Origin of the sequence: Pseudomonas sp. NLJ1, from assembly GCF_049486705.1 — a bacterium.
Classification (GTDB): domain Bacteria; phylum Pseudomonadota; class Gammaproteobacteria; order Pseudomonadales; family Pseudomonadaceae; genus Aquipseudomonas; species Aquipseudomonas inefficax.
The window spans coordinates 5,400,424-5,426,169 of sequence record NZ_CP137735.1 but is presented as its reverse complement, the minus strand read 5'-3'; the positions used below and the strand labels follow the sequence as shown (position 1 = coordinate 5,426,169).

Annotated in this window: 23 protein-coding genes; 13 read left to right on the top strand and 10 right to left on the bottom strand. The window is 63.3% G+C overall.

Annotated features, from left to right (window positions below):
- Positions 1 to 103: 103 nt before the first annotated feature.
- From treS to R9B85_RS24490, 3 genes are all read left to right on the top strand, one after another.
- Entirely contained in the window at positions 104 to 2,170 is a 2,067-nt protein-coding gene (treS, locus tag R9B85_RS24500) for a maltose alpha-D-glucosyltransferase (protein WP_423770662.1), read from the top strand.
- Between the two features lie 837 nt (positions 2,171 to 3,007).
- Positions 3,008 to 3,634, top strand: a complete 627-nt coding sequence (locus R9B85_RS24495; RefSeq protein WP_252378561.1) for a riboflavin synthase subunit alpha — start codon at positions 3,008 to 3,010, stop codon at positions 3,632 to 3,634.
- Between the two features lie 10 nt (positions 3,635 to 3,644).
- Positions 3,645 to 4,346, top strand: a complete 702-nt coding sequence (locus tag R9B85_RS24490; protein ID WP_112253499.1) for a YoaK family protein — start codon at positions 3,645 to 3,647, stop codon at positions 4,344 to 4,346.
- On the opposite strand, the gene proP is transcribed toward R9B85_RS24490, so the two are convergent.
- The 6 genes from proP to glaH form a co-directional block, all read right to left on the bottom strand.
- A complete protein-coding gene (gene proP, locus R9B85_RS24485) occupies positions 4,347 to 5,849 on the bottom strand; it encodes a glycine betaine/L-proline transporter ProP (RefSeq protein WP_112253498.1) in 1,503 nt (500 codons plus the stop codon). It abuts the gene before it with no gap.
- Positions 5,850 to 6,008: 159 nt separating this feature from the next.
- Positions 6,009 to 6,983 carry a porphobilinogen synthase gene (gene hemB, locus R9B85_RS24480; RefSeq protein WP_013972900.1) on the bottom strand — a complete coding sequence of 325 codons (975 nt, stop codon included), beginning with the start codon at positions 6,981 to 6,983 and terminating at the stop codon, positions 6,009 to 6,011.
- 207 nt (positions 6,984 to 7,190) lie between these two features.
- The gene (locus tag R9B85_RS24475) at positions 7,191 to 8,084 is read right to left on the bottom strand and encodes a PA4780 family RIO1-like protein kinase (protein ID WP_112253497.1); all 894 of its coding nucleotides are present in this window, start codon (positions 8,082 to 8,084) and stop codon (positions 7,191 to 7,193) included.
- Positions 8,085 to 8,171: 87 nt separating this feature from the next.
- Entirely contained in the window at positions 8,172 to 9,563 is a 1,392-nt protein-coding gene (gene gabP / locus R9B85_RS24470; protein WP_112253496.1) for a GABA permease, read from the bottom strand.
- 151 nt (positions 9,564 to 9,714) lie between these two features.
- Positions 9,715 to 10,977 (bottom strand): L-2-hydroxyglutarate oxidase, encoded by a 1,263-nt coding sequence (gene lhgO, locus R9B85_RS24465; RefSeq protein ID WP_112253495.1) that lies wholly within the window; start codon positions 10,975 to 10,977, stop codon positions 9,715 to 9,717.
- Positions 10,978 to 11,090: 113 nt separating this feature from the next.
- Positions 11,091 to 12,068: a glutarate dioxygenase GlaH gene (glaH, locus tag R9B85_RS24460; protein WP_112253494.1), complete on the bottom strand. Its 978-nt coding sequence runs from the start codon at positions 12,066 to 12,068 to the stop codon at positions 11,091 to 11,093.
- A gap of 195 nt (positions 12,069 to 12,263) precedes the next feature.
- Here glaH and csiR point away from each other — a divergent pair, with 195 nt between their 5' ends.
- The 3 genes from csiR (at position 12,264) to R9B85_RS24445 (ending at position 15,208) form a co-directional block, all read left to right on the top strand.
- Positions 12,264 to 12,959: a DNA-binding transcriptional regulator CsiR gene (gene csiR, locus R9B85_RS24455; RefSeq protein WP_015270630.1), complete on the top strand. Its 696-nt coding sequence runs from the start codon at positions 12,264 to 12,266 to the stop codon at positions 12,957 to 12,959.
- Positions 12,960 to 13,158: 199 nt separating this feature from the next.
- On the top strand, positions 13,159 to 13,839 hold the full coding sequence (locus R9B85_RS24450; protein WP_112253493.1) for a response regulator transcription factor: 681 nt from the start codon (positions 13,159 to 13,161) through the stop codon (positions 13,837 to 13,839).
- A complete protein-coding gene (locus R9B85_RS24445) occupies positions 13,817 to 15,208 on the top strand; it encodes a sensor histidine kinase (RefSeq protein WP_112253492.1) in 1,392 nt (463 codons plus the stop codon). Before R9B85_RS24450 ends, R9B85_RS24445 begins: the two co-directional genes overlap by 23 nt.
- 134 nt (positions 15,209 to 15,342) lie before the next feature.
- Here R9B85_RS24445 and cysS read toward each other — a convergent pair whose 3' ends face one another.
- Together cysS and R9B85_RS24435 are read right to left on the bottom strand one after the other, a co-directional pair.
- Positions 15,343 to 16,725: a cysteine--tRNA ligase gene (gene cysS, locus R9B85_RS24440; RefSeq protein WP_112253490.1), complete on the bottom strand. Its 1,383-nt coding sequence runs from the start codon at positions 16,723 to 16,725 to the stop codon at positions 15,343 to 15,345.
- Between the two features lie 9 nt (positions 16,726 to 16,734).
- On the bottom strand, positions 16,735 to 18,438 hold the full coding sequence (locus R9B85_RS24435) for a glutamine--tRNA ligase/YqeY domain fusion protein (protein ID WP_112253489.1): 1,704 nt from the start codon (positions 18,436 to 18,438) through the stop codon (positions 16,735 to 16,737).
- A gap of 248 nt (positions 18,439 to 18,686) precedes the next feature.
- On the opposite strand from R9B85_RS24435, the gene R9B85_RS24430 reads away from it, so the two are divergent.
- Positions 18,687 to 19,187, top strand: coding sequence for a peptidylprolyl isomerase (locus tag R9B85_RS24430; RefSeq protein ID WP_112253488.1), 501 nt, complete (start codon positions 18,687 to 18,689; stop codon positions 19,185 to 19,187).
- Positions 19,184 to 19,906 carry a UDP-2,3-diacylglucosamine diphosphatase gene (locus R9B85_RS24425; protein WP_112253487.1) on the top strand — a complete coding sequence of 241 codons (723 nt, stop codon included), beginning with the start codon at positions 19,184 to 19,186 and terminating at the stop codon, positions 19,904 to 19,906. Before R9B85_RS24430 ends, R9B85_RS24425 begins: the two co-directional genes overlap by 4 nt.
- 120 nt (positions 19,907 to 20,026) lie before the next feature.
- Here R9B85_RS24425 and R9B85_RS24420 read toward each other — a convergent pair whose 3' ends face one another.
- The gene (locus R9B85_RS24420; RefSeq protein WP_207878120.1) at positions 20,027 to 22,321 is read right to left on the bottom strand and encodes an acylase; all 2,295 of its coding nucleotides are present in this window, start codon (positions 22,319 to 22,321) and stop codon (positions 20,027 to 20,029) included.
- Between the two features lie 231 nt (positions 22,322 to 22,552).
- Between R9B85_RS24420 and R9B85_RS24415 the strand changes: the two genes are divergently transcribed.
- Positions 22,553 to 22,927, top strand: coding sequence for a fe2+ zn2+ uptake regulation protein (locus R9B85_RS24415; RefSeq protein WP_112253485.1), 375 nt, complete (start codon positions 22,553 to 22,555; stop codon positions 22,925 to 22,927).
- Between the two features lie 36 nt (positions 22,928 to 22,963).
- Here the strand turns inward: R9B85_RS24415 and R9B85_RS24410 are convergent, their stop codons facing one another.
- Complete coding sequence (locus tag R9B85_RS24410; RefSeq protein WP_003248064.1) at positions 22,964 to 23,152, bottom strand: hypothetical protein; 189 nt, start codon at positions 23,150 to 23,152, stop codon at positions 22,964 to 22,966.
- A gap of 151 nt (positions 23,153 to 23,303) precedes the next feature.
- On the opposite strand from R9B85_RS24410, the gene R9B85_RS24405 reads away from it, so the two are divergent.
- The 4 genes from R9B85_RS24405 to R9B85_RS24390 all read left to right on the top strand — a co-directional run bounded on the left by R9B85_RS24405 (position 23,304) and on the right by R9B85_RS24390 (position 25,740).
- Positions 23,304 to 23,762: a hypothetical protein gene (locus tag R9B85_RS24405; protein ID WP_112253484.1), complete on the top strand. Its 459-nt coding sequence runs from the start codon at positions 23,304 to 23,306 to the stop codon at positions 23,760 to 23,762.
- A 251-nt stretch (positions 23,763 to 24,013) separates the two neighbouring features.
- Positions 24,014 to 24,394 (top strand): Mor transcription activator family protein, encoded by a 381-nt coding sequence (locus tag R9B85_RS24400; RefSeq protein WP_112253483.1) that lies wholly within the window; start codon positions 24,014 to 24,016, stop codon positions 24,392 to 24,394.
- A gap of 62 nt (positions 24,395 to 24,456) precedes the next feature.
- Positions 24,457 to 25,116 carry a DUF2589 domain-containing protein gene (locus tag R9B85_RS24395; protein ID WP_112253482.1) on the top strand — a complete coding sequence of 220 codons (660 nt, stop codon included), beginning with the start codon at positions 24,457 to 24,459 and terminating at the stop codon, positions 25,114 to 25,116.
- A gap of 69 nt (positions 25,117 to 25,185) precedes the next feature.
- Positions 25,186 to 25,740: a DUF2589 domain-containing protein gene (locus R9B85_RS24390; protein ID WP_112253481.1), complete on the top strand. Its 555-nt coding sequence runs from the start codon at positions 25,186 to 25,188 to the stop codon at positions 25,738 to 25,740.
- Positions 25,741 to 25,746 lie beyond the last annotated feature (6 nt).

The window sequence follows — 25,746 nt, the reverse complement described above, 5'->3', positions numbered from 1 at the left end:
GCGGGCGAGCCCGCGAAGCAGCCCACACCATTCTCGAGCCGAACGATCAGCCGCCACAGTCGTCATAACCTGAGCCGCTGCCGACACGCAAAGAGGACGCGAAATGACCCAACCCGACCCGTCATACGTCAAATGGCTCGAAGACCGCGCCATGCTCAGGGCCTCCCAGCAACGCACCCATCTGTACTCGGGCCAGTCGCGCCTGTGGCAACAGCCCTACGCAGAAGCCCAGCCCCGCCGCGCCACTGAAATCGCTTCGGTCTGGCTGACCGTCTACCCCGATGCCATCATCGCCCCCGAAGGTTGTTCGGTGCTTGGCGCCCTGGCCCACGAGGCGCTGTGGAAGCGTTTGTCGGAGATCGGCATCCAGGGCCTGCACACCGGCCCTATCAAGCTGTCCGGCGGCATTCGCGGCCGTGAACTCACCCCCAGCGTGGACGGCAACTTCGACCGCATCAGTTTCGACATCGACCCGCTGTACGGCAGCGAGCAGGAGCTGGTCCAGATGAGCCGCATGGCCGCCGCGCACAACGCCGTGACCATCGACGACCTGATCCCCTCGCACACTGGCAAGGGCGCCGACTTCCGCCTGGCCGAGCTGGCCTACGGCCCCTACCCGGGGCTGTACCACATGGTCGAAATCCGCGAGGAAGACTGGCCGCTGCTGCCCGAAGTGCCTGCCGGGCGCGACTCGGTCAACCTGCTGCCGGCCCAGTGCGACGAGCTCAAGGCCCGCCATTACATCGTCGGCCAGCTGCAACGGGTGATCTTCTTCGAACCAGGGGTGAAGGAAACCGACTGGAGCGCCACGCCGCCGGTGACCGGTGTGGATGGCAAGACCCGGCGCTGGGTGTACCTGCACTATTTCAAGGAAGGCCAGCCGTCGCTGAACTGGCTGGACCCGACCTTCGCCGCCCAGCAGATGATCATTGGCGATGCCCTGCACGCCCTGGACTGCCTGGGTGCCCGCGGCCTGCGCCTGGATGCCAACGGCTTTCTCGGCGTGGAAACGCGCGCCAGCGGCACGGCCTGGTCGGAAAGCCACCCGCTGTCGATCGTCGGCAACCAGCTGATCGGCGGCATGATCCGCAAGGCTGGCGGCTTCAGCTTCCAGGAGCTGAACCTGACCCTCGACGACATCGCGCAGATGTCCAAAGGCGGTGCCGACCTGTCCTACGATTTCATTACCCGGCCGGCCTACCAGCATGCGCTGCTGACCGGCGACACCGAGTTCCTGCGCCTGATGCTCAAGGAAATGCACGCCTTCGGCATCGACCCGGCCTCGCTGATCCATGCCTTGCAGAACCATGACGAGTTGACCGTGGAACTGGTGCATTTCTGGACCCTGCATGCCCATGACATGTACTTGTACAAAGGCCAGACCTTGCCGGGCGGCATCCTGCGCGAGCACATTCGCGAAGAGATCTACGAACGGCTGTCGGGCGAGCATGCGCCGTACAACCTGCGTTTCGTCACCAATGGCATAGCCTGTACCACGGCCAGCCTGATCGCTGCCGCCCTGGGCATCCGCGACCTTGGGCAGATCGGGGTGGCAGAAATCGAGCTGATCCAGAAGGTGCACCTGCTGCTGGTCATGTACAACGCCATGCAGCCAGGGGTGGTGGCGTTGTCCGGCTGGGACCTGGTGGGCGCCCTGCCCTTGCCCGCCGAAGCGGTCGCGCAGCGGATGCTCGATGGCGATACCCGCTGGATTCACCGGGGCGGCTACGACCTGGCCGGCCTGGAGCCGCAGGCCCAGTCATCGGTACGTGGCATGCCCCGGGCCCGGGCGCTGTATGGCAGCCTGGACAGCCAGCTGGAAAACGGCGATTCGTTTGCCTGCAAGGTGAAGAAACTGCTGGCGGTGCGCCAGGCCTATGGCATCGCCACCAGCCGCCAGGTGCTGGTGCCCGAAGTCAGCAGCCCCGGCTTGCTGGTGATGGTGCATGAGCTGCCGGCCGGGCGCGGTATCCAGATCAGTGCGCTGAACTTTGGCCAGGAAGTGATTGCCGAGGAGCTGCAACTGACCGGGTTCACGCCGGGGCCGGTGGTGGACATGATCAATGAAACGGTCGAAGGGGATTTGACCGAGGATGGGCGACTGATGGTAAACCTGGACCCGTATGAGGCGCTGTGCCTGCGAATCGTCAACAGCAGCGGCCATGTCTGAATTGTATTCGCCCCATTGCCTTCGCCGGTGAAGCTCTGAACGGCAGCCACGCGATACCTGTGGGAGCGGGCGCGCCCGCGAATACCGGCGTAGCCGGTGCCATCCACCGCGTCGCCTGCTTCGCGGGTAAACCCGCTCCCACAGAGTCCCCCGTCAGCTGAAGGAATGCGCCATACCTGTGGGAGCGGGCGCGCCCGCGAACACCGGCGCAGCCGGTGCCATCACCGCGTCGCCTGCTTCGCGGGTGAACCCGCTCCCACAGGGGGCCCATCAGCTGAAGGAATGCGCCATACCTGTGGGAGCGGGCGCGCCCGCGAATACCGGCGTAGCCGGTGCCATCACCGCGTCGCCTGCTTCGCGGGCATGCCCGCTCCCACAAGGACCCCGCCAGCTGAAGGAATGCGCCATACCTGTGGGAGCGGGCGCGCCCGCGAACACCGGCGTAGCCGGTGCCCTCCATCGCGTCGCCTGCTTCGCGGGTGAACCCGCTTCCACAGGGGGCCCATCAGCTGAAGGAATGCGCCATACCTGTGGGAGCGGGCGCGCCCGCGAATACCGGCGTAGCCGGTGCCACCACCGCGTCGCCTGCTTCGCGGGCATGCCCGCTCCCACAAGGACCCCGCCAGCGGAAGGAATGCGCCATACCTGTGGGAGCGGGTTCACCCGCGAACACCGGCGCAGCCGGTGCCATCCTCCGCGTCGCCTGCTTCGCGGGCATGCCCGCCCCCACAGGGTGCCGCGGGGGCTCCAAGTGCCCAGACAAATGGCCAGCTTGCTTTTACCGCTCCACGGGCATAGCGTTCGGAAGTTTTCTTTCCCGTGCCCAGGAGCAACTCCATGTACACCGGCATCGTCCAGGCCGTCCGCCCTCTACTTGATGTGACCACCTACCCGGGCCACAACCAGTTCACCATCGACCTCACCTCGGAACTGCTCGACGAGCTGAAGATCGGCGCCAGCGTCAGTGTCGAAGGCACCTGCCTGTCGGTCACCGAGATCCACGGCACCCAGGTCCGGTTCGACGCCATGACCGCCACCCTGGAGCGTACCAACCTGCGCAACTTCAAGGCCGGCCAGGGCGTCAACATCGAACGTTCGGCGAAGATGAACGCCGAAGTCGGCGGCCACCTGATGGCCGGCCACATCGCCACCACCGCCGGAGTCGTCGAGCTGTCGATCAAGGAAACCGGTGCTTTCATCAAGTTCCGCATGCCCCCGGAATGGGGCAAGTACGTGTTCCCGCGCGGTTTCATCGGGGTCAATGGCTGCAGCCTGACCGTAGCCGATGTCGAGGACAACGTGATCACCATCAACCTGATCCCGGAAACCCTGCGCCAGACCACCTTCCCTGACTACAAGGCCGGCGATCTGCTCAATATCGAAGTGGACCACCAGACCATGGTGCTGGTCGATGTAGTAGAGCGCACCATCAAGAGCACCCTGGCCCGCGAAATGCCTCGCTGAGTTCCCGAGCATGCTGCCCAACACCCTTCCCGCGCGCACAGCCAAGCGGCTACGCCTGCAGGTTCTGCGTGGTCGTGTCGGCCTAGGCCTGGTCGCCGGCCTGTCGGTGCTGGCCGGCATGACCGATGCCATTGGCCTGCTGGCGCTGGGCGACTTCGTGTCGTTCATGAGTGGCAACACCACGCGCCTGGCTGTTGCCATCAGCGATGCAGACCTGGCCCTGGTGCTGCGCCTGAGTGCTGCAGTGCTGGGCTTCGTCGTCGGCAACGCCCTGGGCGTGCTGCTGGCGCGCGCTTTCCGCCGCCGGGCCTGGCCGGTGCTGCTGGTGGTCGCCGCCCTGCTGGGCTTTGCAGCCGCATGGCCCTGGGCTGCGACCCTTCCAGCGCTGCTCGCTGCCACGCTGGCCATGGGCATGATCAACGCCGTGGTCGAACAGGTGAACGGCCTGCCGATCGGCCTGACCTACGTCACCGGCGCCCTGTCACGCTTCGGTCGTGGGCTGGCGCGCTGGCTGCTGGGCGAGCGGCGCAATGGCTGGCGGGTGCAACTGGTGCCTTGGGCCGGCATGCTGCTGGGCGCCGCGCTGGGTGCATGGCTGGAGCATCACCTGGGCCTGCAGGCGCTGGCCGGCAGCTGCGCGCTGGCCTGCGTGCTGGCCCTGGTGTCGCGGTTCATTCCGCGGACATGGCAGCGTGGCTACATGCCACACTGATCACTCGATGCGCGGGTGCTGCTGCACCAGCAACTTGCGTTTGGCCTCAAGTTCGGCAATCTGCGCATCGATGTCCTCGATCCTTTGCTCGATGTTGTCGTGGTGCTCCTGTAGCAGCTCACGCGCTTCCTCGATATCCGATGCTGCCGGTGCCGCGCCGCGCAGCGGCTTGTTGGCGGTTTCCTTCATGGTCAGGCCGGTGACCAGCCCCACGGCCGCGATCACCATCAGGTAGTAGGCCGGCATGTACAGGTTGCCAGTACTCTCCACCAGCCAGGCGGCGATGGTCGGGGTGAGGCCGGCGATCAGCACCGAGATATTGAAGGCGCTGGCGAGGGCGCTGTAGCGGATGTGCGTGGGGAACATTGCCGGTAGCGTGGAGGCCATCACGCCGATGAAGAAGTTCAGCAGCACGGCAATGATCAGCAGCCCGGCAAAGATCACCCCCAGTACACCGCTGTTGATCAGCATGAATGCCGGGATGGCCAGCACGAACAGGCCGACGCTGCCGACGATGATGAACGGTCGACGGCCGAACTTGTCGCTGAGCAGCCCGATCATCGGCTGCACGAACAGCATGCCGACCATGATTGCGATGATGATCAGCACGCCATGGTCTTCGCTGTAGTGCAGGTTGTGCGACAGGTAGCTGGGCATGTACGTGAGCAGCATGTAGTAGGTGACGTTGGTGGCGATCACCACGCCGATGCAGGTCACCAGGCTGCGCCAGTGCTGGGTGGCAACCTCCTTGAAGGACACCTTGGGCCCGGAAGCCAGGCCTTCGCGGTCGCCCTGCTCCAGTTTGTCGACATGCTGCTGGAAGGCTGGCGTTTCCTCCAGCGCATGGCGCAGGTACAGGCCGATGATGCCCAGCGGCAAGGCGAGGAAGAACGGCAGGCGCCAACCCCATTCGAGGAACTTGTCCTCACCCAGCACCGTAGAGATCAACACCACCACACCGGCACCCAACACGAACCCGGCAATCGAGCCGAAGTCCAGCCAACTGCCGAGAAACCCCCGTTTACGGTCAGGGGCGTATTCAGCGACGAAGATCGACGCACCGGTGTACTCGCCCCCCACCGAGAAGCCCTGGGCCATCTTGGCCAGCAGCAACAGGATCGGCGCCCAGATACCGATGCTGGCATAGGACGGTATCAGGCCGATGGCAAAGGTACTGAGCGACATGATCACGATGGTCGCAGCGAGGATTTTCTGCCGCCCGAATCGGTCGCCCAAGGCGCCGAAGAACAGCCCGCCCAGAGGCCTGATCAGAAACGGCACCGAGAACGTGGCCAACGCCGCGATCATCTGCACGCTTGGGTCGGCGTTGGGGAAGAATACCTTGCCCAGGGCGTAGGCGACGAAGCCGTAGACGCCGAAGTCGAACCACTCCATGGCATTGCCCAGCGCTGCCGCGGTGATTGCCTTGCGCATCTTGCCGTCGTCGACAATGGTGATGTCCTTCAGGCCGATTGGCTGGAGGTTTTTCTTGCGAGGTTTCATGTCCGTATCCCTGTCGATGAATGCTCTAAGGGATGAGATACAACGGGACACTAAATAATTCAGCGCTTACTGCTTTTTTGTATTTTTCCTCACCGATTGCTGGGCCGGTAAAGAAAAGCCGCTGCCATGGCAGCGGCTTGCATGGGCAACGGCTCGCGGTCAGATGCCTTCGCGGGCCAGGTCCATGGCGAAGTAGGTGAGGATCAGGTCGGCACCGGCACGCTTGATCGCGCCAATGCTTTCACGCACCACCCGGCCTTCATCGATGGCGCCAGCCAGGCCGCCAAACTTGATCATCGCGTACTCACCGCTCACCTGGTACGCCGCCAGCGGCAGGCGGGACGCGGCACGGATGTCGGCGATCACATCGAGGTAGGCTCCGGCCGGCTTGACCATCAGCACATCGGCCCCTTCCTGCTCGTCGAGCAGCGACTCACGCACGGCTTCGCGGCGGTTCATCGGGTTCATCTGGTAGCTCTTGCGGTCGCCCTTCAGTGCGGTACCACCGGCTTCACGGAACGGGCCATACAGCGACGAGGCGAATTTGGTGGAGTAGGCCATGATCGCGGTGTCATGGAAGCCGGCACCATCCAGTGCGCTACGGATGGCCTGGACCTGGCCGTCCATCGCCGCCGACGGGGCAATGAAGTCGGCACCGGCAGCGGCGGCGATGACCGCCTGCTTGCCCAGGTTGGCCAGGGTGGCGTCGTTGTCCACGCCGTGGTCGTGCAGCACGCCGCAGTGGCCGTGGCTGGTGTATTCGCAGAAGCAGGTGTCGGACATCACCACCATTTCCGGCACGGTGTCCTTGCAGATGCGCGACATGCGCGCGACCAGGCCGTTTTCGTTCCAGGTGTCGCTGCCGACGGCGTCCAGGTTGTGCGAAACGCCAAAGGTCATTACCGACTTGATACCGGCGCGGGCATAGCGCTCGATTTCCTGTGCCAGCAGCTTCTCGGGGATGCGGTTGACGCCCGGCATGCTGGTGATCGGCACGAAGTCATCGATGCCCTCTTCGACGAAGATCGGCAGGATCAGGTCTTCAAGGCGGAACTCGGTTTCCTGGAAGATCGTGCGCAGGGACTCGTTCTGGCGCAGGCGGCGGGGGCGAACGGACGGGAATTGGTTGGACATGACAGCTCCAGGGAATTTGAACGGCGTATACCTTATGCCTGTCGCGCGCCAGTGAAAAGGCCAGATGACGAGATATTGTCTTGCGTCAAAGGCAATGGCTGCATTTTTCCTGTGCCGGCCTCTTCGCGGGTAAACCCGCTCCCACAAGTACAGCGCGATTCCTGTGGGAGCGGGCGTGCCCGCGAAGAGGCCGGCACAGGCAACACATCACTGAAGCCAGGGCGGCGCAGGCTCCTCTGCCCTGGCCTCTCCATGCTCGGCCTCGGCGCGCGCCGCGCGGCGCCGGGCGTCATCCAGCCGGGCTGCGTCAATTTCGCGCATCACGCCACTTACGTCGGCTTCATGTTCGTCATCCTCGAACACGCCGGTCAATTCGCTGTCAGGCAGCAATTTGCCCGCCTCGTACAAGGCCCAAATCTCCTGCGCATAACGGGTACTTTTCAGCTCCGGCGCAAAGCGCCCGAAATAATGGGCCATGTTGGCCACATCACGCTGCAGCATGCTGAAGGCGTGGTTGTTGGCCGCTGCATCCACCGCCTGCGGCAGGTCGATGATCACCGGCCCGTCCGGGCCAAGCAGCACGTTGAACTCCGACAGGTCGCCATGCACCAGCCCGGCACACAGCATCAGCACGATCTGGCGAATGACGAAGGCGTGGAACGCCCGGGCATCCTCGGCCTCGAGGTGCACATCGTTCAGGCGCGGGGCCGCGTCACCGTCGGCATCGGTCACCAGCTCCATCAACAGTACGCCATCCTGGAAATCGTAGGGCTTGGGAACCCTCACACCAGCGCCGGCCAGGCGGAACAGCGCCGCCACTTCGGCGTTCTGCCAGGCGTCTTCGGCTTCCTTGCGGCCGTACTTGCTGCCCTTGGCCATGGCCCGGGCCTGACGGCTGTTGCGGACCTTACGGCCCTCCTGGTACTCGGCCGCCTGGCGGAAACTACGCTTGTTGGCTTCTTTATAAACCTTGGCGCAGCGCACCTGGTTGCCACAACGCACGACATACACGGCGGCTTCCTTGCCACTCATCAACGGCCGCAGTACTTCGTCGACCAGGCCGTCTTCGATCAGGGGTTCGATTCTTTTGGGTGTCTTCATCAGGCTGCGTTCGGGGTCCTGGCTGTGATGGCGGACATCCTCTCACAGCCTGATGCGACTTGCTCGTCTGTCTTCAGGCCGAACGGCTCAGGCGCCCTGCCCTACGCGGCCAACCACCACCTCGCGCGCCCGGCGCCGTGTGACCAGAAGGCCCGAACACACCACCAGCACCGCCAGCACCATGGTCGATACCACTTCCAGGCGGTGGTCCGGGCGGAACAGCATCAGCACCAGCACGCCACTGATGAACAGGATCACGCCCCACGTCAGCCACGGGAACAGCCACATGCGGTAGCCCAATGTCTTGCCCTGTGCAGTCAGGCGCTGGCGCAGGCGCAGCTGGGAAACGGCGATAACCAGGTACACCAGCAATGCAATGGCGCCGGAGCTTGCCATGAGGAAGCCGAACACCTTGGCCGGTACCAGGTAATTGGCGATCACGGCCAAGAAAGCTGCGCCAGTGGACAGCAGCACAGCTACCACGGGGGTGCCGCTGCGGCTGGTCACCTGGGCACAGGCCGGCGCATCACCGCGGCGGCTCAGCGAGTAGACCATGCGCGAAGCGGTATACAGCGACGAGTTGAGGCAACTGGTCACCGACGTCAGCACCACGAAGTCGATGATGGCCTTGGCATTCGGCACGCCCAGGGTGTCCAGCACCGTGACATAGGACCCCTCGGTGGCCAGGCGCGGGTCAGTCCACGGCACCAACGCAATGACAATGAAGATCGACAGGATATAAAACAGGGTGATTCGCCAGATCACTGAGTTGGTGGCCTTGGAAATATGCTTGCCTGCTTCGTCCGACTCGGCCGCGGCGATGGTCACCACCTCGGCACCGAGGAACGAGAACATGGTAATCAGCATGGCGCTGAGCACCGCACCAAAACCGTTGGGCATGAAGCCGCCATTGTCCCACAGGCGCGACACCCCGCTGACACCAGAGCCTGGCAACAGGCCGAAGATGGCGCACACCCCCAGTGCGATGAAGCCGACAATGGCCACCACCTTCACCAGCGCCAGCCAGAACTCGAACTCACCGTAGTTCTTCACGCTGAACAGGTTGGTGGCGGTCAGCAACAGGGTAATCACCAACGACAAGACCCAGATCTCCAGCTGCGGGACCCAGGAATTGATGATGGTGGCGGCGATATTGGCCTCGATGGGGATGATCAGTACCCAGAACCACCAGTACAGCCAGCCGATGGTGTAGCCGGCCCACTTGCCGATGGCGAGGTCGGCATAGGTCGAGAACGAACCGGTGTCCGGTGAGGCAACGGCCATTTCGGCCAGCATGCGCATCACCAGCACCACCAGCGCACCGGCCAGGATATAGGCCAGGATGGTGGCGGGCCCTGCTTCGGCAATCGCACGGCCGGAGCCGACGAACAGGCCGGCACCGATCACGCCGGCAATGGACAGCATGGTGACATGCCTGGATTTCAATCCATGACTCAAATTGTTCTTGTGGGTTTGCATGGCGCTACCTTGTTGTTTTTGTCATGCCCACGCAGGGGCCGCCGGCTTGCACGTCACCGACGCAGGCGCGAAAAAGCCCGCCCTGCCCCAGATGGTGAGTAGGGCAGTACGGGTTGAGTAAAACGAAACCGCAGAACGTATTACGGGTAAGTCAGCCGCCAGCCCGCTGGCGAGGCGCCAGGTCGGCCTTGGGGAAACTGCCGCCTTGGCGGCCGACCTGCTCGCATACCTTGTCGACGATGTAGGCACCGATCGGGATGGCGGAGGTGGCGGCCGGCGACGGTGCATTGCACACATTGACGCTGCGAGCGGTGTTGACGAACAGGAAGTCGTCGATCAGCTTGCCGTCACGCGAAACGGCCTGGGCACGCACGCCGGCCGGGTATGGCGTGAGGTCGGCCTTGGTGATGCTCGGGCAGTACTTCTGTACCTGCTTGAGGTAGCCACCCTTGAACAGCGAGTTCTTCATCTCGATCAGGCCAGGGCGGAAGTTCTTCGCCAGCACCTTGAGGATGCCAGGGGTGGTCAGGGTCTGGAACAGGTCGGCCGGGCTGACATCGCTCTTGCGGTAGCCCTCGCGCTTCATCGCCAGCACGGCGTTGGGGCCAACGGTGACCGTGCCGTCGATCATGCGTGTCAGGTGCACGCCCAGGAACGGCATGGACGGGTCGGGAATCGGGTAGATCAGGTGGTTGACGATCTGGTTGTGCTGCTTGGGCAGAAGGTAATACTCGCCCCGGAACGGGCAGATGACGAACTCGGTACGCAAGCCCAGCATGCTCACCACGCGGTCGGCCATCAGACCCGAGCAGGTCACCAGGAAACGGCTGCGCAACTCGTCGTCACGATGCTCGCCACGCGTGCGCACGATCACTTCGCTGGCCAGCTCCTGCAGGCCGACCACCTCGGTGCCATAGCGGATTTCACCGCCGGCGCGCTGAAACTCGGCACCCATGGCCGCAGTCACTTCGGCGTAATTGACGATGCCGCTGGAGGGCACGAAGATGCCGCCCATGCCAACAATATTGGGCTCGCGCTCGCGCAGCTCCCCCGCAGACAACCAGTAGCGCTCCAGGCCATTGGCCGCGGTGCGCTCCCACAGCGCCTTCATGCGCTGCATTTCCAGGTCGTTGGTGGCCACCAGCAGCTTGCCGCACTCATCGAAGCGAATACCGTGCTGGGTGCAGAAGGCCTTGGTGGCCTTGTTGCCTTCCAGGCAGAAGCGCGCCTTGAGGCTGCCGGGGGTGTAATACACGCCGGCGTGGATCACGCCGCTGTTGTGGCCGGTCTGGTGGCGGGCCGGGCCGGACTCTTTCTCCAACAGGAGAATCTTCGCATCCGGGTAGACCTTGATCAGGTGCATGGCCGTGGACATGCCCACAATGCCACCGCCAATGATGATGAAATCGTACACAGCCTTACCTCACACGCAGGCATTGCCTGACTGGCTCACCACGGCCCGCGCGGGCCCTGGTGGCATCGTTTTGTACAAAGACGCTGGGCGGGCGCCCGCCCCGCGCCCTGTCATTATTGCCCGCGCTGGTACAGCGGCTTGGGGAAGGCCACGTAACCGCGCTGGCGCATCAGCTCGCGGCGCAGGCCTTCGTGCGGCGTGAAGCGGTCGCGGCCATGCAGCCAGAACAGGTTGTTGATCAGCAGGAAGCTACCCACGCCAACCGGTACCGAAAGCTTATTCTCGCTGCCTTCCAGCGATTCGGACAAGGCGTTCAGCCAGATGCCCTCCTCGTAGTTTTCCGGCTGCACGAACTGGTCGATGTAGCGCATGGTCGGGCGGCCTTCGGCATCGGTGTCGAATACCGAGTGGAACACATCCTCGGAGACCTTCTTGCTCGGCGGTGCGGTCCAGCGCATTTCGCGACGGGCCAGCGGGTGGCGGAAAAATTCGTCGCACTGCTCCCAGTCGTCCAGGTGCAGCAGCAGCGAATTGCCGCCTTCCATGTTCTTTTCGTCGATCTTCAGCATCAGCACGTAGTCGGTGATCTGGTCGACGAAGGTGCCATCGTTGTGCAGCTCCATGACCCGGTGCGGCTGGCGCAGGTAGCTGTCGGAGTTGTCGGTGTTGACCACCACGAAGCGGGCATAGAACTGGCCGCTCATGGCGTCGTAGTTGGAGCGCCCGATCAGGTGTGCGCAGGCGGTGGTGAACTTGACCATGTCCTCGGCCTGGCTCACGTCATCCAGGCCGACCGGGGTGATCAGCATGCCGCCGCTGGCGCGGTTGAGGATGGTATTGAGCAGCACCGGCCGCAGGGTGCCTTGGCACAGCTCGTCGAGGATCTCGCCAACCCGGAAGCGCAGGAACGACTTGTACTCCAGCGCCTGCACCGGCCACTGGGCAACCGCCTGGACGAACGCTTCGACCGTTTCACGGGCGAAGGTGAGTTCAAGCAGGCGCGGCGACTGTTTCGAGGGGGCGATGGTGTAACCACGCGGTTCGAGCGGCAGTGGCATCACAAGTTCGTCGATCTGCGTAAAAGCGTTCATGGCTGTGTCCTGGCAGAGAAAGTGAGTGGCGCCGTCCGGTCATGACCTGGATCAGTGCGGGCGAGGTAAAATTATCGCCATAACTACAAAATGTCTACATTTTTATTTAACAACGACAAAAGACGTGTTTGTCCATTGTTTTTCGCCAGCGAACGCTTTCGGTATGATCGACAAAACCGTTTGAGGAACAGGACCTTGGAAGCGCTCGCCCCCCGACAAAACTCAGCATTCAGCGGGTATGAGAGGCTCAAGAAGGACATCATCCGCGGCGTGTTCAAGCCCGGTGAAAAGCTGCTGATGAGCACCTTGAAGGAACGCTACGACCTGGGCGTGGGCCCGCTGCGCGAAGCATTGTCGCAGCTGGTGGCCGAGCACCTGGTCAACGCTATCAGCCAGAAGGGTTACCGCGTGGCGCCCATGTCGCTGGACGAGATGAACGACATCTACGATGCCCGCGCCAACCTGGAGGCGATGATCATCACCCTGGCCATCGAGCGTGGCGACGACGCCTGGGAAGCGTCGGTACTGGCCCACTCGCATACCCTGGCCAAGGTGGTGGAAGTGAAGACCCGCGAGCAGCGCCTGGATGTATGGGACGAGCGGCACAAGGCGTTCCATACGGCCATTGCCTCGGGCTGCGGCTCCAAGCACCTGCTGCAGGCGCGCACCTACCTGTTCGACCAGGCCGAGCGCTACCGGCATCTTTGGCTGACCCAGACGGTGTTTTCGGAACAGGCCCTGGAGCTCAAGCGCCAGGAGCATGCCGCACTGGTCGAGGTGATCCTCGCCCGCGACGCCAAGCGCGCCAGTGCCATGATGCGTTCGCACCTGATGACCCCGGTGCCGATCATTGCGCAGATCATGCATGCCGAGGGGATTGGCGCGCGCTGAAACAGCGCGGTGCCTGCTTCGCGGGTAAACCCGCTCCACAGGGATGTCACCGCCCTCGGGGGCGACGCTGCACCTGTGGGAGCGGGTTTACCCGCGAAGAGGCCAGTGCAGGCAAAACGCGCCAGATGAATTTTTCTTAAATCGCCGTTTGGCTATTCTTTGGCACAATCAAGTCTCCATTAGATGCCCGGGAACCAGCATGCCTCGCGTACTGACCATCGAAGACGACGCCGTCACCGGCCAGGAAATCGTCGCCGAACTTACCAGCCACGGCCTCGACGTGGATTGGGCCGACAACGGCCGTGAAGGCCTGGCCAAGGCCATTGCCGGCGGCTACGACCTGATCACCCTGGACCGCATGCTGCCCGAGGTCGATGGCCTGACCATCGTCACCACCCTGCGCAGCCTCAAGATCGCCACGCCGATCCTGATGATCAGCGCCCTCTCCGACGTCGACGAGCGGGTGCGCGGCCTGCGTGCCGGGGGTGACGACTACCTGACCAAACCGTTCGCCTCCGACGAGATGGCCGCGCGAGTCGAAGTGCTGCTGCGCCGCAACAGTGTGCCTATGACCCAGACTCGCCTGCAGGTCGCCGACCTGCAACTGGACCTGATCAGCCACGAGGCCCGCCGTGGCGAACAGACCCTCAACCTGCTGCCCACCGAGTACAAGCTGCTGGAGTACCTGATGCGCCATAGCGGCCAGGTGATTACGCGGATGATGATTTTCGAGGAAGTCTGGGGCTATCACTTCGACCCGGGCACCAACCTGATCGATGTGCACATCGGCCGCCTGCGCAAGAAAATCGACTCCCCCGGCCAGTCGCCGCTGATCCGTACGGTACGGGGCTCCGGCTATGCCATTGCTGAACCCGTCTAAGGGCTGGAGCTCCTCGACCAGCCGCCTGCTGGCGCTGTACAGCTTTCTGTTCGTGGCCTGGAGCAGCATCCTCATGGGGGTGCTGTATTTCGAGGTGTCCAGCTACCTGAACAAACTTACCCGCCATTCCATGCTGCAGCGCCAACACCTGTTCGCGCACATGAGCGGCAAACAGCTGGACGACGCGCTGGTCGCCAGCCAGGCCTTCGAAGAACGCAGCTTCGACGCCTACGGCCTGTTCGACAGCCAGCTCAACCCGATCGGCGGGCGCATTCGTGCCATCCCGCCAGAGCTGGGGCTGGACGGCAAGGTTCACGAACTCAAGCGCTGCCTGGACGCCGACGACCCGCACATGCCGCGCGACAGCTGCGACGCGGTGGCGATCAAGGTGCAGGATGGCCGTTGGCTGGTGCTGGTGCGCGATAACGGCTCGCTGTTCGTGGTCACCCGGATCATCCTGCATGCCCTGCTCTGGGGGATCTCGCTAACCCTGATCCCGGGCTTTGCCGGCTGGTACCTGCTGAGGCGTCGCCCGCTCAAGCGCATTCGCGCGATCCAGGCCCAGGCCGAATTGATCGTCGCCGGCGACCTTACCCACCGCCTGCCGCTGTCGGCCCGGCGTGACGAGCTGGACATGCTGGCGGCCATCGTCAATGCCATGCTCGACCGCATCGAGCGGCTGATGCACGAGGTCAAGGGCGTGTGCGACAACATCGCCCACGACCTGCGCACCCCGCTCACGCGCCTGCGCGCCCAGCTGTACCGCATTCGCCAGCAAAGTGACGTCGACTCCACCCAGGCCGAGGCACTGGACCAGGCCATCGGCGAAACCGACACCCTGATGGCGCGTTTTCGCGGTTTGTTGCGCATCAGCGAGCTGGAAGACCGCCAGCGACGGGCCGGTTTCGTCCAGCTCGACCCGCACGAACTGCTGGTGGAGCTGCATGATTTCTACTTGCCGTTGGCCGAGGATGGTGGCATTCGCCTGGAACTGCAGCAGCCCGCTGAACTGCCGGCATTGCACGGTGACCGCGAACTGCTGTTCGAGGCATTGGCCAACCTGGTGGGCAACGGTATCAAGTTCACCCCCGAGGGTGGGCAGGTGCGGATTAGCGCGACGCAGGACGAGCAAGGCGTGCACCTGGCCATCGAGGACAGCGGGCCTGGTATTCCGGAAGAAGAGCGTGCTGCGGTGTTGAAGCGCTTCTATCGCAGTGAGGAAGGCCACCGCCATGCGGGGTTCGGGCTGGGGTTGTCGATCGTTGCGGCGATCGTCGACCTGCATGGGTTCGGGCTGGAGGTGGGGCAAAGCGAGCTGGGTGGAGCGAGGCTGGTACTGCACTGCCCGCTCACCGGGCTAGCCAAATAGAAGCTGGGGCCGCTATGCGGCCCATCGCCGGCAAGCCAGCTCCCACAGGGACTGCGCAGTTCTTCAGTATTGCGCTGTTCCTGTGGGAGCTGGCTTGCCGGCGAAGGGCTGCAAAGCAGCCCCAATGGCATCGATCAGTCAGCCAGACGCCAGGTAGTGCCGCCCTTGCTGTCTTCCAGCACCACACCCATGGCGGTCAACTGGTCGCGAATGCGGTCGGACTCGGCCCAGTTCTTGTCCGCACGCGCCTGCAGGCGCGCCTGGATCAAGCCCTCGACCTCAGCGGCATCCACCTTGCCTTCGGCACCGGCACGCAGGAAGTCATCGGCTTCCAGCTGCAGAACACCCAGCACATCACCCAGCTCGCGCAGGCGACCGGCCAGGCCGGCAGCGGCCTCCACGTCGCTGTCGCGCAGGCGGTTGATCTCGCGCACCAGGTCGAACAGCACGGCGCAGGCCTCGGGGGTGCCGAAGTCGTCGTTCATGGCCACGCTGAAGCGCTCGACAAACTCTTCGCCACCCTTGGCCGCCACCCGTGGCAAGCCACGCAAGGCGTGGTAGAAGCGCTCCAGTGCGCCCTTGGCATCGCGCAGGCTGTCTTCCGAGTAGTTGATCGCGCTGCGGTAGTGGCTGGCCACCAGCAGGTAGCGCACCACTTCCGGGTGGTACTTCTCGAGCACGTCGCGAATGGTGAAGAAGTTGTTCAACGACTTGGACATCTTCTCGCCATTGATACGGATCATGCCGCAGTGCATCCAGGCGTTGGCGTACTGCTTGCCGGTGGCTGCCTCGCTCTGGGCGATCTCGTTCTCGTGGTGCGGGAACTCCAGGTCGCTACCGCCGCCGTGGATGTCGAAGCTTTCACCCAGGCAGCAGGTGGACATCACCGAACATTCGATGTGCCAGCCCGGACGCCCCGGCCCCCACGGCGATTCCCAGCTCGGCTCGCCCGGCTTGACGCCCTTCCACAGCACGAAGTCCAGCGGGTCCTGCTTGGCTTCGTCGACCTCGATACGGGCACCGATGCGCAGGTCTTCGATCTTCTTGCGCGACAGCTTGCCGTAACCGACGAACTTGCCAACGCGGTAGTACACGTCGCCATTGCCCGGTGCGTAGGCATAACCCTTGTCGATCAGGGTCTGGATCATCGCGTGCATGCCGGCGATATGGTCGGTGGCACGCGGCTCCTGGTCCGGCGGAAGGATGTTCAGGCGGCGCTCGTCTTCGTGCATCGCGTCGATCATGCGGGCGGTCAGGGCATCGAAGCTTTCGCCGTTCTCATTGGCCCGGTTGATGATCTTGTCGTCGATGTCGGTGATGTTGCGCACGTAGGTCAGCTCGTAGCCGCTCTTGCGCAGCCAACGGGTGACCAGGTCGAAGGCCACCATGCTGCGGCCGTGGCCGAGGTGGCAGTAGTCATATACGGTCATGCCGCACACGTACATGCGCACCTTGTTGCCATCCAGCGGCTTGAAGACTTCCTTCGCTTTGCTCAGCGTGTTGTAGATGGTAAGCACGGCGGTTCCTCAGCTGCCCCAGGAGTCACGCAGGGTGACAGTGCGGTTGAACACCGGGCGACCCGGCTGGCTGTCCTTCAGGTCGGCGCAGAAGTAGCCTTCGCGTTCGAACTGGAAGCGGTCCTCGGGCTGCGCCTGGGCCAGCGACGGCTCGGCACGGCAGCCGCTGAGCACTTGCAGCGAGCCTGGGTTGATGTTGTCCAGGAAGCTGCCGCCCTCTTCGGTCTTTTCCGGGTTCGCCGAGCGGAACAGGCGGTCGTACAGGCGCACTTCGCACTCGACGCTGCCCTCGGCCGGCACCCAGTGGATCACGCCCTTGACCTTGCGGCCTTCGGGGTTCTTGCCCAGGGTGTCCGGGTCGTACGAGCAGCGCAGCTCGACGATGTTGCCGTCGGCATCCTTGATCGCCTCGTCGGCGCGGATCACGTAGCTGCCACGCAGGCGCACCTCACCGCCCGGTTCCAGGCGCTTGTAGCCCTTCGGTGGCTCTTCCATGAAGTCGTCGCGGTCGATGTACAGCTCACGGGAGAACGGCAGCACGCGCACGCCCATGTCTTCCTTCGGGTGGCGCGGCAGTTCCAGCTGCTCGACCTGGCCTTGCGGATAGTTGGTGATGACCACTTTCAGCGGGCGCAGCACGCACATGGCGCGCGGCGCGGTGCGGTCCAGGTCGTCACGGATGCTGAACTCGAGCATCGACATGTCGACCACGCCGTCGGAACGGTTGGTACCGATCATTTCGCAGAAGTTGCGGATCGAGGCCGGGGTGTAGCCACGGCGACGGAAGCCGGACAGGGTCGACATGCGTGGGTCGTCCCAGCCTTCGACGTGCTTTTCGTCGACCAGCTGCTTGAGCTTGCGCTTGGACGTGATGGTGTAGTTCAGGTTCAGGCGGCTGAACTCGTACTGGCGCGGGTGTGCCGGCACCGGCAGGTTGTCGAGGAACCAGTCGTACAGCGGACGATGCCCTTCGAACTCCAGGGTGCAGATCGAGTGGGTAATGCCTTCGATCGCGTCCGACTGGCCGTGGGTGAAGTCGTAGTTCGGGTAGATGCACCACTTGTCACCGGTCTGGTGGTGGTGGGCATGGCGGATACGGTACAGGATCGGATCGCGCAGGTTCATGTTCGGCGAGGCCATGTCGATCTTGGCCCGCAGCACGCGCTCGCCATCCTTGAACTCGCCGGCCTTCATGCGGGCGAACAGGTCGAGGTTCTCGTCAACGCTGCGCTCGCGGAACGGGCTGTTCTTGCCCGGTTCCTTGAGGTTGCCGCGGTATTCCTTGGCCTGCTCAGGGGTAAGGTCGCAGACGTAGGCCTTGCCACGCTTGATCAGCTCGACCGCCCAGTCGTGCAGCTGGTCGAAGTAGTTCGAGGCGTAGCGCACGTCACCGGCCCAGTCGAAGCCCAGCCACTTGACATCGCTCTGAATGGCGTCGATGTACTCCTGGTCTTCCTTGGCCGGGTTGGTATCGTCGAAACGCAGGTGGCAGACGCCCCCGAATTCCTTGGCCAGGCCGAAGTTGACGCAGATCGACTTGGCGTGACCGATGTGCAGGTAGCCATTGGGCTCCGGCGGGAAACGGGTGACGATGCTGCTGTGCTTGCCCGAGTCCAGGTCGGCCTGGATGATCGGCCGCAGGAAGTTCGCAGGGACAGCGGGGGCGCCTTTGGCAGCGGCGTTGGGCGCGTTGTCGGCAGTGGGCTTGCTCATAGGATCCTTGAATGCACGTGTCCGGCCTGGGTAGGCCGATTGAATCAAAGGGCCTATCATAGCCGAAGCAGTCAAGCTGCTGACAGTCGGGCCCGGACAAACTGGCGTGATTTATCACGGCTTTTTGCCGCAGCCTGGCAAAATGGCCGGTGCGCGCCATGTGTCGTGATCGCCTGATCCTGCGTCAGGTGATAACCCGCGCCCTGCGCACCCCAATTTCTGATTGCCTTGAAAGAGCGAGTTTCAGCATGTCCAAAGTCAAACTGAGCACCAACCACGGCGATATCGTCCTGCAACTGGACGCCGAGAAAGCGCCACTGACTACCGAAAACTTCGTTCAGTACGTCAAGGAAGGCCACTACGATGGCACCGTGTTCCACCGTGTGATCAAAGGTTTCATGATCCAGGGCGGCGGCTTCGAAGCGGGCATGAACCAGAAGAAAACCCGCGCCAGCATCCAGAACGAAGCTGACAACGGCCTGAAGAACAAGAAGTACAGCATCGCCATGGCCCGCACCATGGAGCCGCACTCCGCCTCGGCGCAGTTCTTCATCAACGCCTCCGACAACGACTTCCTCAACCACAGCGGCAAGAACGTGCAGGGCTGGGGTTACGCGGTATTCGGCGAAGTGATCGAAGGCCGTGAAATCGTCGACGCCATCGAAAAGGTCGCCACCGGTTCCAAGGCTGGTCACCAGGATGTGCCGAAAGAAGACGTAATCATCGAGAAAGCCGAGATCATTGAGTGATCCTGCTGATCTCCGATCTGCACCTGCAAGAAGAACGCCCGGACATTACCCGGGCGTTTCTTGATCTGCTCGATGGCCGTGCCCGCCACGCCAAGGCGTTGTACATCCTTGGCGACTTCTTCGAAGCCTGGATCGGCGACGATGCCATGACGCCCTTCCAGCACTCGGTCTGCCAGGCCATGCGTCGGCTGAGCGACAGCGGCACGGCCATCTACCTGATGCATGGCAACCGTGATTTCCTGATTGGCCAGGCCTTCTGCGACGCTGCAGGCTGCACCTTGCTGCACGATCCCAGCGTGATCAAGCTGGGGGGTGAGCAGGTACTGCTGATGCATGGCGATACCCTGTGCACCCGCGACCTGGCCTATATGAAAATGCGCCGCTTGCTGCGCAACCCGCTGAGTTTGTGGATTCTACGCCACCTGCCGCTGTCGGCCCGCTACAAGCTGGCGCGCAAGCTACGCAGCGAAAGCCGCACGCAAACGCGGATGAAGTCCACCGAGATCGTCGATGTCACGCCGGAGGAAGTACCGAAGGTGATGGCGGCGCATGGTGTACATACCTTGGTGCATGGGCATACCCATCGGCCGGCGATACACAAGCTGGTGGTGGACGGGCAACCGGCACGGCGTATCGTGCTGGGCGACTGGGACCGCCGCGGCTGGGCCTTGCAGGTCGACGAGCAAGGGTTTCAGCTGGCGCCGTTCGAGTTTTCCTGACCAACCGAGTCGCCTTCTTCGCGGGTAAACCCGCTCCCACAGGTAATGCACAGGGCTGAATGCGCCGCGATACCTGTGGGAGCGGGTTTACCCGCGAAGAGGCCGGCACAGGCTAACGCCTCAAGGCCGGCTGACCACCGCCCCCGTGTCTCCCTCGCTGATCACCACTTCCCGGTACTCGGGATCAGCCTTGATCTGCGCCTCGGTAAACGGAATCACCGCCAGTTGCCCGGCCGCAAACGCCCTGGTCTGGTCACTGGCATGCACCGAAGCCGCTTCACTCGACTGGGAAAACGCCAATAGCCCACGGGCCTCTGGCCCCTTGTCGGTAAAGCTGACCAGTTGCAGGTAGCTGGTACCACTGACCACCAGTCGCTTGCCCTGCCCATGCGGGACGCTGTAGATCGCGTTGTACACGCCCAACGCCTGCGGGCCACCCGGCACCGGCGTGCCATCACTTGCCTGTTGCACCTGCCCCCAACGCGCCTCCCCCGTTATACCGCTGTCACTCACCTGCTTGAGCGAAGCCAGCGCGGCCTGGTGCAGCAGTTTGCGCACAGCTGCTTGCTCGACCGCCAACCCACGCGGGGTATGCTGCGGATCGGCCGGGTCAAAGGCCACCCGCCAGCTTTCCGGGTGCTCGGCCATGGCATCGAACAGGTTCTGGAAATGCACCAGGCCAATGCCACTATCCACGTCAGCCTTGCCATTCCAGGCCGCCAGGCTGCTGCACACAGCCCGCACATCCGCGTCGGCGCCCTTGCACCACTGCAGCAGGTCAGGCAGTAACAGGCTGGCCAGGTAGACCTCGTCATCTGTCACCATGCGCTGCAGGTCGTCAGCACCCAGGCGGGCCGTACCCTGCAGGCGTTGCAGGGCAAAGCGGCCACGCATGCCCAGCGGCTGGTCATCGCGGCTGACCAGCGGCGAATACCCGGTCAACGGCTGCGCCGGGTTGGCCATCCAGGCCGTGTCGTTGGAATTCTGCACGAAGTCTTCGCGCTCCAGGCTCGGCAGTAGCCGCGCAGGGAAGATCCCCGGCTGTGCGGCCTGCGCATCGACCTTCCACTGGCAGGCGCTGCGTGAGCCATCCAGTACCACCAGGCGCCCTTGTGCCTGCGGGTTGCTGCACTCACTCAGCAGTTGCTGATCCACATAAGGCACCACTGACTGGTTCAGGTACAAGGCCTTGCCTGGCTGGTCCACCGCCAGCGTGTTGACCCAGGGTATGCCCTGCAGCTGTTCGATCGACCCCTTCAACTTCGCAAGGCTGTCGGCGCGGTTGATCTGGTACCACTGCTGCAACACCCGGGTGTTCTCGAGGTTGGCGTCGCGCAGGCTGTAGGCGGCATGCGCATCCCAGTCCAGGCGCCCCGGCCATTGCACCACCGGGCCGAACTGCGAGCTGTAGACCTGGCGCTGGACCTGGCTCAGGCTGCCATCCTCGGCCTTGACCGCAACACTGACGGTTTGCCGGTTCAGCGGCAGCGACTTGCCATCGAGCAGGTAGCGGGTCGGGTCCTTGGGGTCGAGTTGCAGGCGGTACAGGGTAAAGTGCTTCGACGTATCGACGGTGTGCGTCCAGGCCAGATGCTGGTTGAAACCGATGTTGACCACCGGCAGGCCCGGCAATGCCGCCCCCATCACATCGAGCTGGCCGGGAATGGTCAGCTGCATCTGATAGAAGCGCATGCCGCCCATCCACGGGAAGTGCGGGTTGGCCAGCAACAAGCCGCGGCCATTGGCCGAACGCCTGGCGCCGACAGCCACCCCGTTGCTACCGCGCTCCGTGGCAAAGCGTTGCTGCATGGCCAGCGCCGCAGCAAACCCTGCCGGCGCCTGCTGGCTGGCCAGCGTTGGCGGTTGCGCCCCTGCCAGTGCTTCGACGAACTGCCCGACACCGCCTTCGGCAAGTAACCGACGGGTCAGCCTGACCAGATCCTCGCTGCTGATCGGCCGCAGCCACTCGCCGTTGCCACATTCGGCGGGTAGACCCTGGCTGCGGCGCTCGGCCAGCGCCCGGTTGTAGCCACTGGCATAACCTGCCAGCAGCGCCTGTACCGGGGCCGGCTGCGCCTGCAAGAACGCATCGACTGCCGCCGGCGTGTTGAGCCAGGCGAAGAACACATCGCTGGCCAGGTTTTCACGCTGTTCCAGGGTCTTGCCCTTGGCACCGAAGTAGCGTGAGCGCTCGCCACTCACCGTCAGCACTTCATTGGCCAGCAAGCACAGGTTGTCCTGGGCGTAGGCGTACCCGATGCCATAGCCCAGGCCGCGCTCGTCCTTGGCCACGATGTGCGGCACCCCGTAACTGGTTCGGCGAATCTGCGCACTGGCATCGGCTGCGGCGGACTGCACCGGCGCTGCGCCGACGTTGAAGGCTACCAGCGCGGTGGCCAGGCCAACGCAATTCATGGGACGGGAAAGTTGAAACACGGGCACTCCTCGGCTTCGGGGGTCATCCCGATCAGACGAATGGCCAGATGAAAATTTTACGTATTACAAGGCAATGGAACGTCTTGAAATATAACGTCTTGAACAGAGCCAGGCTTTTTTTTGCGACTGGGCTGCAGTTTTTCCGTTCTCATTCGTCCTAGTAAGTGAGGCACCCAAATTTCGGGTTCGTCCACGAAAAGGAGCATTCACATGTACAACCCGCAACCCGAGATCCAGGCTGGGCGCGTCCCAGGCAAAGCGCCCACGGAACAGGACGTTTTGGCTGACGAACGCATCGGCAACGAACAGATTCGCGAGCTGTTGCGCAGTTTCGGCCTGCGTACCAGCTTGATCCGCCTCAAGGTCATCGATGCCTTGCACGCCGCCGACCGCAATGGCCGCAGCATTGGCGTGCGCGGCGTGCACGCACAGCTGGAACAGCTGGATATTCCGCTGTCGTTCCTGAGCGTGCGCGAAGTGCTGAAGCGGCTGTGCAGCGAGGGCGTCATCCAGCTGGGCAGCGACAAATGCTACAGCCTCGACCCGCAGGCACGCGCGGTGCTGGAGCGAACGCCTGTGCGCTGAGCGCATGGCCGGCCATGCCTGGCCGGCCCGCCAGGATCAGGGCTTGACCTTGCGCCGCAGGATGCCGTTGATCACCACGACCACCACGGCGATGGCGATGGCCAGCATCTGGAAGGTCTGCTCACTGATCGTGCCCTGCTTCTGCAGGTGAGACAGGCCCAGCATCAGGCCCAGTACCACCAGGATGATCAGAAGGGAATATTTGAGGCGCTGCACGTGTGTCATCGAAGGTTCCTTGCAACATCAGGGGCAAATGGCTCGCAACGAGCCGCGGCAATGATACAACGGCCATAGGCCCCGGCGCTGCATTTCCTGCTGGGTGGGGCGGCGCCGGCCTGAAAGCATGGGGCTTCCAAGCACCCATGCCGGAGGCACCATGTACAAACCCCTTCTGTTCGCGTCGCTGTTGCTGACCCCCTTTTCCCTCCAAGCGCTGGACACCCGCCAGACCCCGACCGAGCAACTGCTCGAACTGGGCCGCGAACTGGCTGCCAGTGCCGGGGCCAGCCAATGGCAACAACTGTGGCAGCGCGTGCGCCAGGCCGGTTACCTGCAGGCGAACGGTACGTCGGTGCATTTCACTGTCCCCCCGGCGCAACTGCCCGAACTGGCCCGGCAAACCCTGGCCCGGGCCGACCAGGTACAAGCGCAGCAGCAGACCCAGGCACTGTACCGCCGCAACTTTGCCGACCAGGTCATCGGCCACCGTGACGGGCAGCCGCTTCATGCACTGTGCCTGCTGGTCGATTGGCGCACGCTGCCACAAGGCATGCGCAATACCCCCCAGGCGTACCTGCCCAGCGCCAGCCTGCTGAGTAGCTATCCGTGTGATTGAGGGTTACCACACCCAATGCGCAACAGAGGGAGTTCCCTGATGGGAAATCGCCCGCTACAGCCAATTATTGAAGCCATGTCCTACAACACCGGATATCGCTGCCTGCAAAACCTGTTCGCGGAAGCTACAAGCCCCAACCCATATGGCGCCTAGCGACATGACTCGGCCGTCACAGAAAATCCAGTCACACCTTCGACATAACGCCGCTGGTGATCGTGTAGCACAGCCCATCCGTCCCGAAGGAGCGCCATATGCAACTGCCAGACTTGAGCCGCATCGATATCAGCCAACTGCCCCATTCGCTGCAAGCCCTGATCGACTGCATCGGCATCGACAACGCCTACCAGCTGACCTGCGCCTATGGCGGCAGGCCCAAATACATCCCCAAACACCGCGAGCGCACCAAGCTTGCCGACGTGCTGCCGCCCGAAGCGCTCGACGCGCTGATCAAGCGCTTTGCCGGTGTCGCCCTGGAAATCCCCAAGGCTGACCATTTCATGCGCCAGTTGCGCAACCTGCAGATCCAGAAGGAAAGCGCAAACGGCTTGTCCCGCAGCCTGCTCGCCGACAAGTACGGCCTGAGCCTGCGCCAGATCGGCAACATTCGCCGCCAGGAACATTGCGCTCGCTGAAGCGCCGGCATCGTGACCAACACTGACGCCCACGTATAACCCAACCAGAAAGAGACCCCAGCATGTCGATAGATAACAGCCTCATCGGCTCCGTAATCAATGCCCTACCGATGGACCGCATGATCGCGGGCCCCCTGCAGGCCATGGTCCAGGCCCAGGTCACCGCCAGCAAATCCTACGCCGACTTCCTGATGCAGGTGTGCGTCCAGGACGGCAAGGCCGTGGCCATCCAGTTCGACTACGACGAAACCATCGTCGACGAACAAGGCGAGTACAAGGGCGTGGTCAGCAAGACCATGAAAGTGCCGCTTGTCGCGGCAATCACCCACCCAAACATTTCCATCGAAGAAGGTAATGTCGAGTTCGAGCTGGTCATCAACCAGATGTCGGAAGACGTTTCCAGCAAGGACATGAGCGCTGAGGCAAGCGGATCGCTGGGCTGGGGGCCGTTCAGGCTCAACGTGAAAGGCAGCGTCAGCCACAAGTCCACGCAAACCCGCAAGACTGATACCCGCGCACGCTACGCCTTCAATACCACCTTGAAGCGCCAGGACCCGCCTGAAGCGATGATGCGGGTAATCGACTTCCTGACCGACGCCGCGACAAAGCCGACCGTGGTCAAGACCGCCACACTGGAAAGCGAGGACGTGATTTCCCAGGCCGATACTTTGAGGCACCCTGCGGCCGCCAGGGCCCCGGCCCTTGGCACCGAAACCGCTTGAGACGCACCTCCCCGCCCCGAACAGCCCCCCTGACCAGGGGGGCACCACCTGGCCTGAGGAGTCGAACCATTGGATAAATCCCCCGCCCCAATGACTTCCATCGACCTGCGCGAAATCACCCGTGGCCTGCAGGAAGCTGCCAGCGCTACCAACAGCCTGATCGCGCAACAGTACATCAACCTGTTCGACCAGTTCTTCGAGTGCGACACCGAGGTGCTGGGCGGCCCCATGAAAGCCAAGATGGTCGAAGTGGCCATGGACGGCCAGCACATCATGCGCGTGCCGCTGTTCGCGCTGGTGTCGCCCAAGGGCCTGGCCCTCGAGCGCATGCAGGTCGACCTTTCGGTAAGGGTCAAAGGTACCGAAGCACAGCAGGCACTGCTGACCGCAGGCGAAAACAAGGCGGCGAGCTTCAAGGTCACCATCGGCGGCCAGGGCCGTCAGGGCGACAACCGTGACCCCGATGAAGTGCAGATCCGCATGCAGTTCCAGGCCAGCGAGCCACCGGAAGCCCTCAATCGGCTGATCGAGGAATACACCAGCCTGATCATCCCGGTACGCGCCCCCAGCCCGCCGCCCTCGCCCGATACCAATGAATACATCGAGGCGGCCACCGTGCGTTGACGGCCG

Coding starts and splice junctions, on each gene's coding strand:
- glaH (WP_112253494.1), bottom strand. CDS start 12,068: ATGAACGCTTTTACGCAGATCGACGAACTTGTGATGCCACTGCCGCTC.
- R9B85_RS24450 (WP_112253493.1), top strand. CDS start 13,159: ATGCCTCGCGTACTGACCATCGAAGACGACGCCGTCACCGGCCAGGAA.
- R9B85_RS24490 (WP_112253499.1), top strand. CDS start 3,645: ATGCTGCCCAACACCCTTCCCGCGCGCACAGCCAAGCGGCTACGCCTG.
- treS (WP_423770662.1), top strand. CDS start 104: ATGACCCAACCCGACCCGTCATACGTCAAATGGCTCGAAGACCGCGCC.
- R9B85_RS24415 (WP_112253485.1), top strand. CDS start 22,553: ATGTACAACCCGCAACCCGAGATCCAGGCTGGGCGCGTCCCAGGCAAA.
- R9B85_RS24475 (WP_112253497.1), bottom strand. CDS start 8,084: ATGAAGACACCCAAAAGAATCGAACCCCTGATCGAAGACGGCCTGGTC.
- hemB (WP_013972900.1), bottom strand. CDS start 6,983: ATGTCCAACCAATTCCCGTCCGTTCGCCCCCGCCGCCTGCGCCAGAAC.
- R9B85_RS24405 (WP_112253484.1), top strand. CDS start 23,304: ATGTACAAACCCCTTCTGTTCGCGTCGCTGTTGCTGACCCCCTTTTCC.
- R9B85_RS24395 (WP_112253482.1), top strand. CDS start 24,457: ATGTCGATAGATAACAGCCTCATCGGCTCCGTAATCAATGCCCTACCG.
- proP (WP_112253498.1), bottom strand. CDS start 5,849: ATGAAACCTCGCAAGAAAAACCTCCAGCCAATCGGCCTGAAGGACATC.
- R9B85_RS24445 (WP_112253492.1), top strand. CDS start 13,817: ATGCCATTGCTGAACCCGTCTAAGGGCTGGAGCTCCTCGACCAGCCGC.
- R9B85_RS24420 (WP_207878120.1), bottom strand. CDS start 22,321: ATGAATTGCGTTGGCCTGGCCACCGCGCTGGTAGCCTTCAACGTCGGC.
- R9B85_RS24400 (WP_112253483.1), top strand. CDS start 24,014: ATGCAACTGCCAGACTTGAGCCGCATCGATATCAGCCAACTGCCCCAT.
- gabP (WP_112253496.1), bottom strand. CDS start 9,563: ATGCAAACCCACAAGAACAATTTGAGTCATGGATTGAAATCCAGGCAT.
- R9B85_RS24410 (WP_003248064.1), bottom strand. CDS start 23,152: ATGACACACGTGCAGCGCCTCAAATATTCCCTTCTGATCATCCTGGTG.
- R9B85_RS24430 (WP_112253488.1), top strand. CDS start 18,687: ATGTCCAAAGTCAAACTGAGCACCAACCACGGCGATATCGTCCTGCAA.
- R9B85_RS24495 (WP_252378561.1), top strand. CDS start 3,008: ATGTACACCGGCATCGTCCAGGCCGTCCGCCCTCTACTTGATGTGACC.
- R9B85_RS24435 (WP_112253489.1), bottom strand. CDS start 18,438: ATGAGCAAGCCCACTGCCGACAACGCGCCCAACGCCGCTGCCAAAGGC.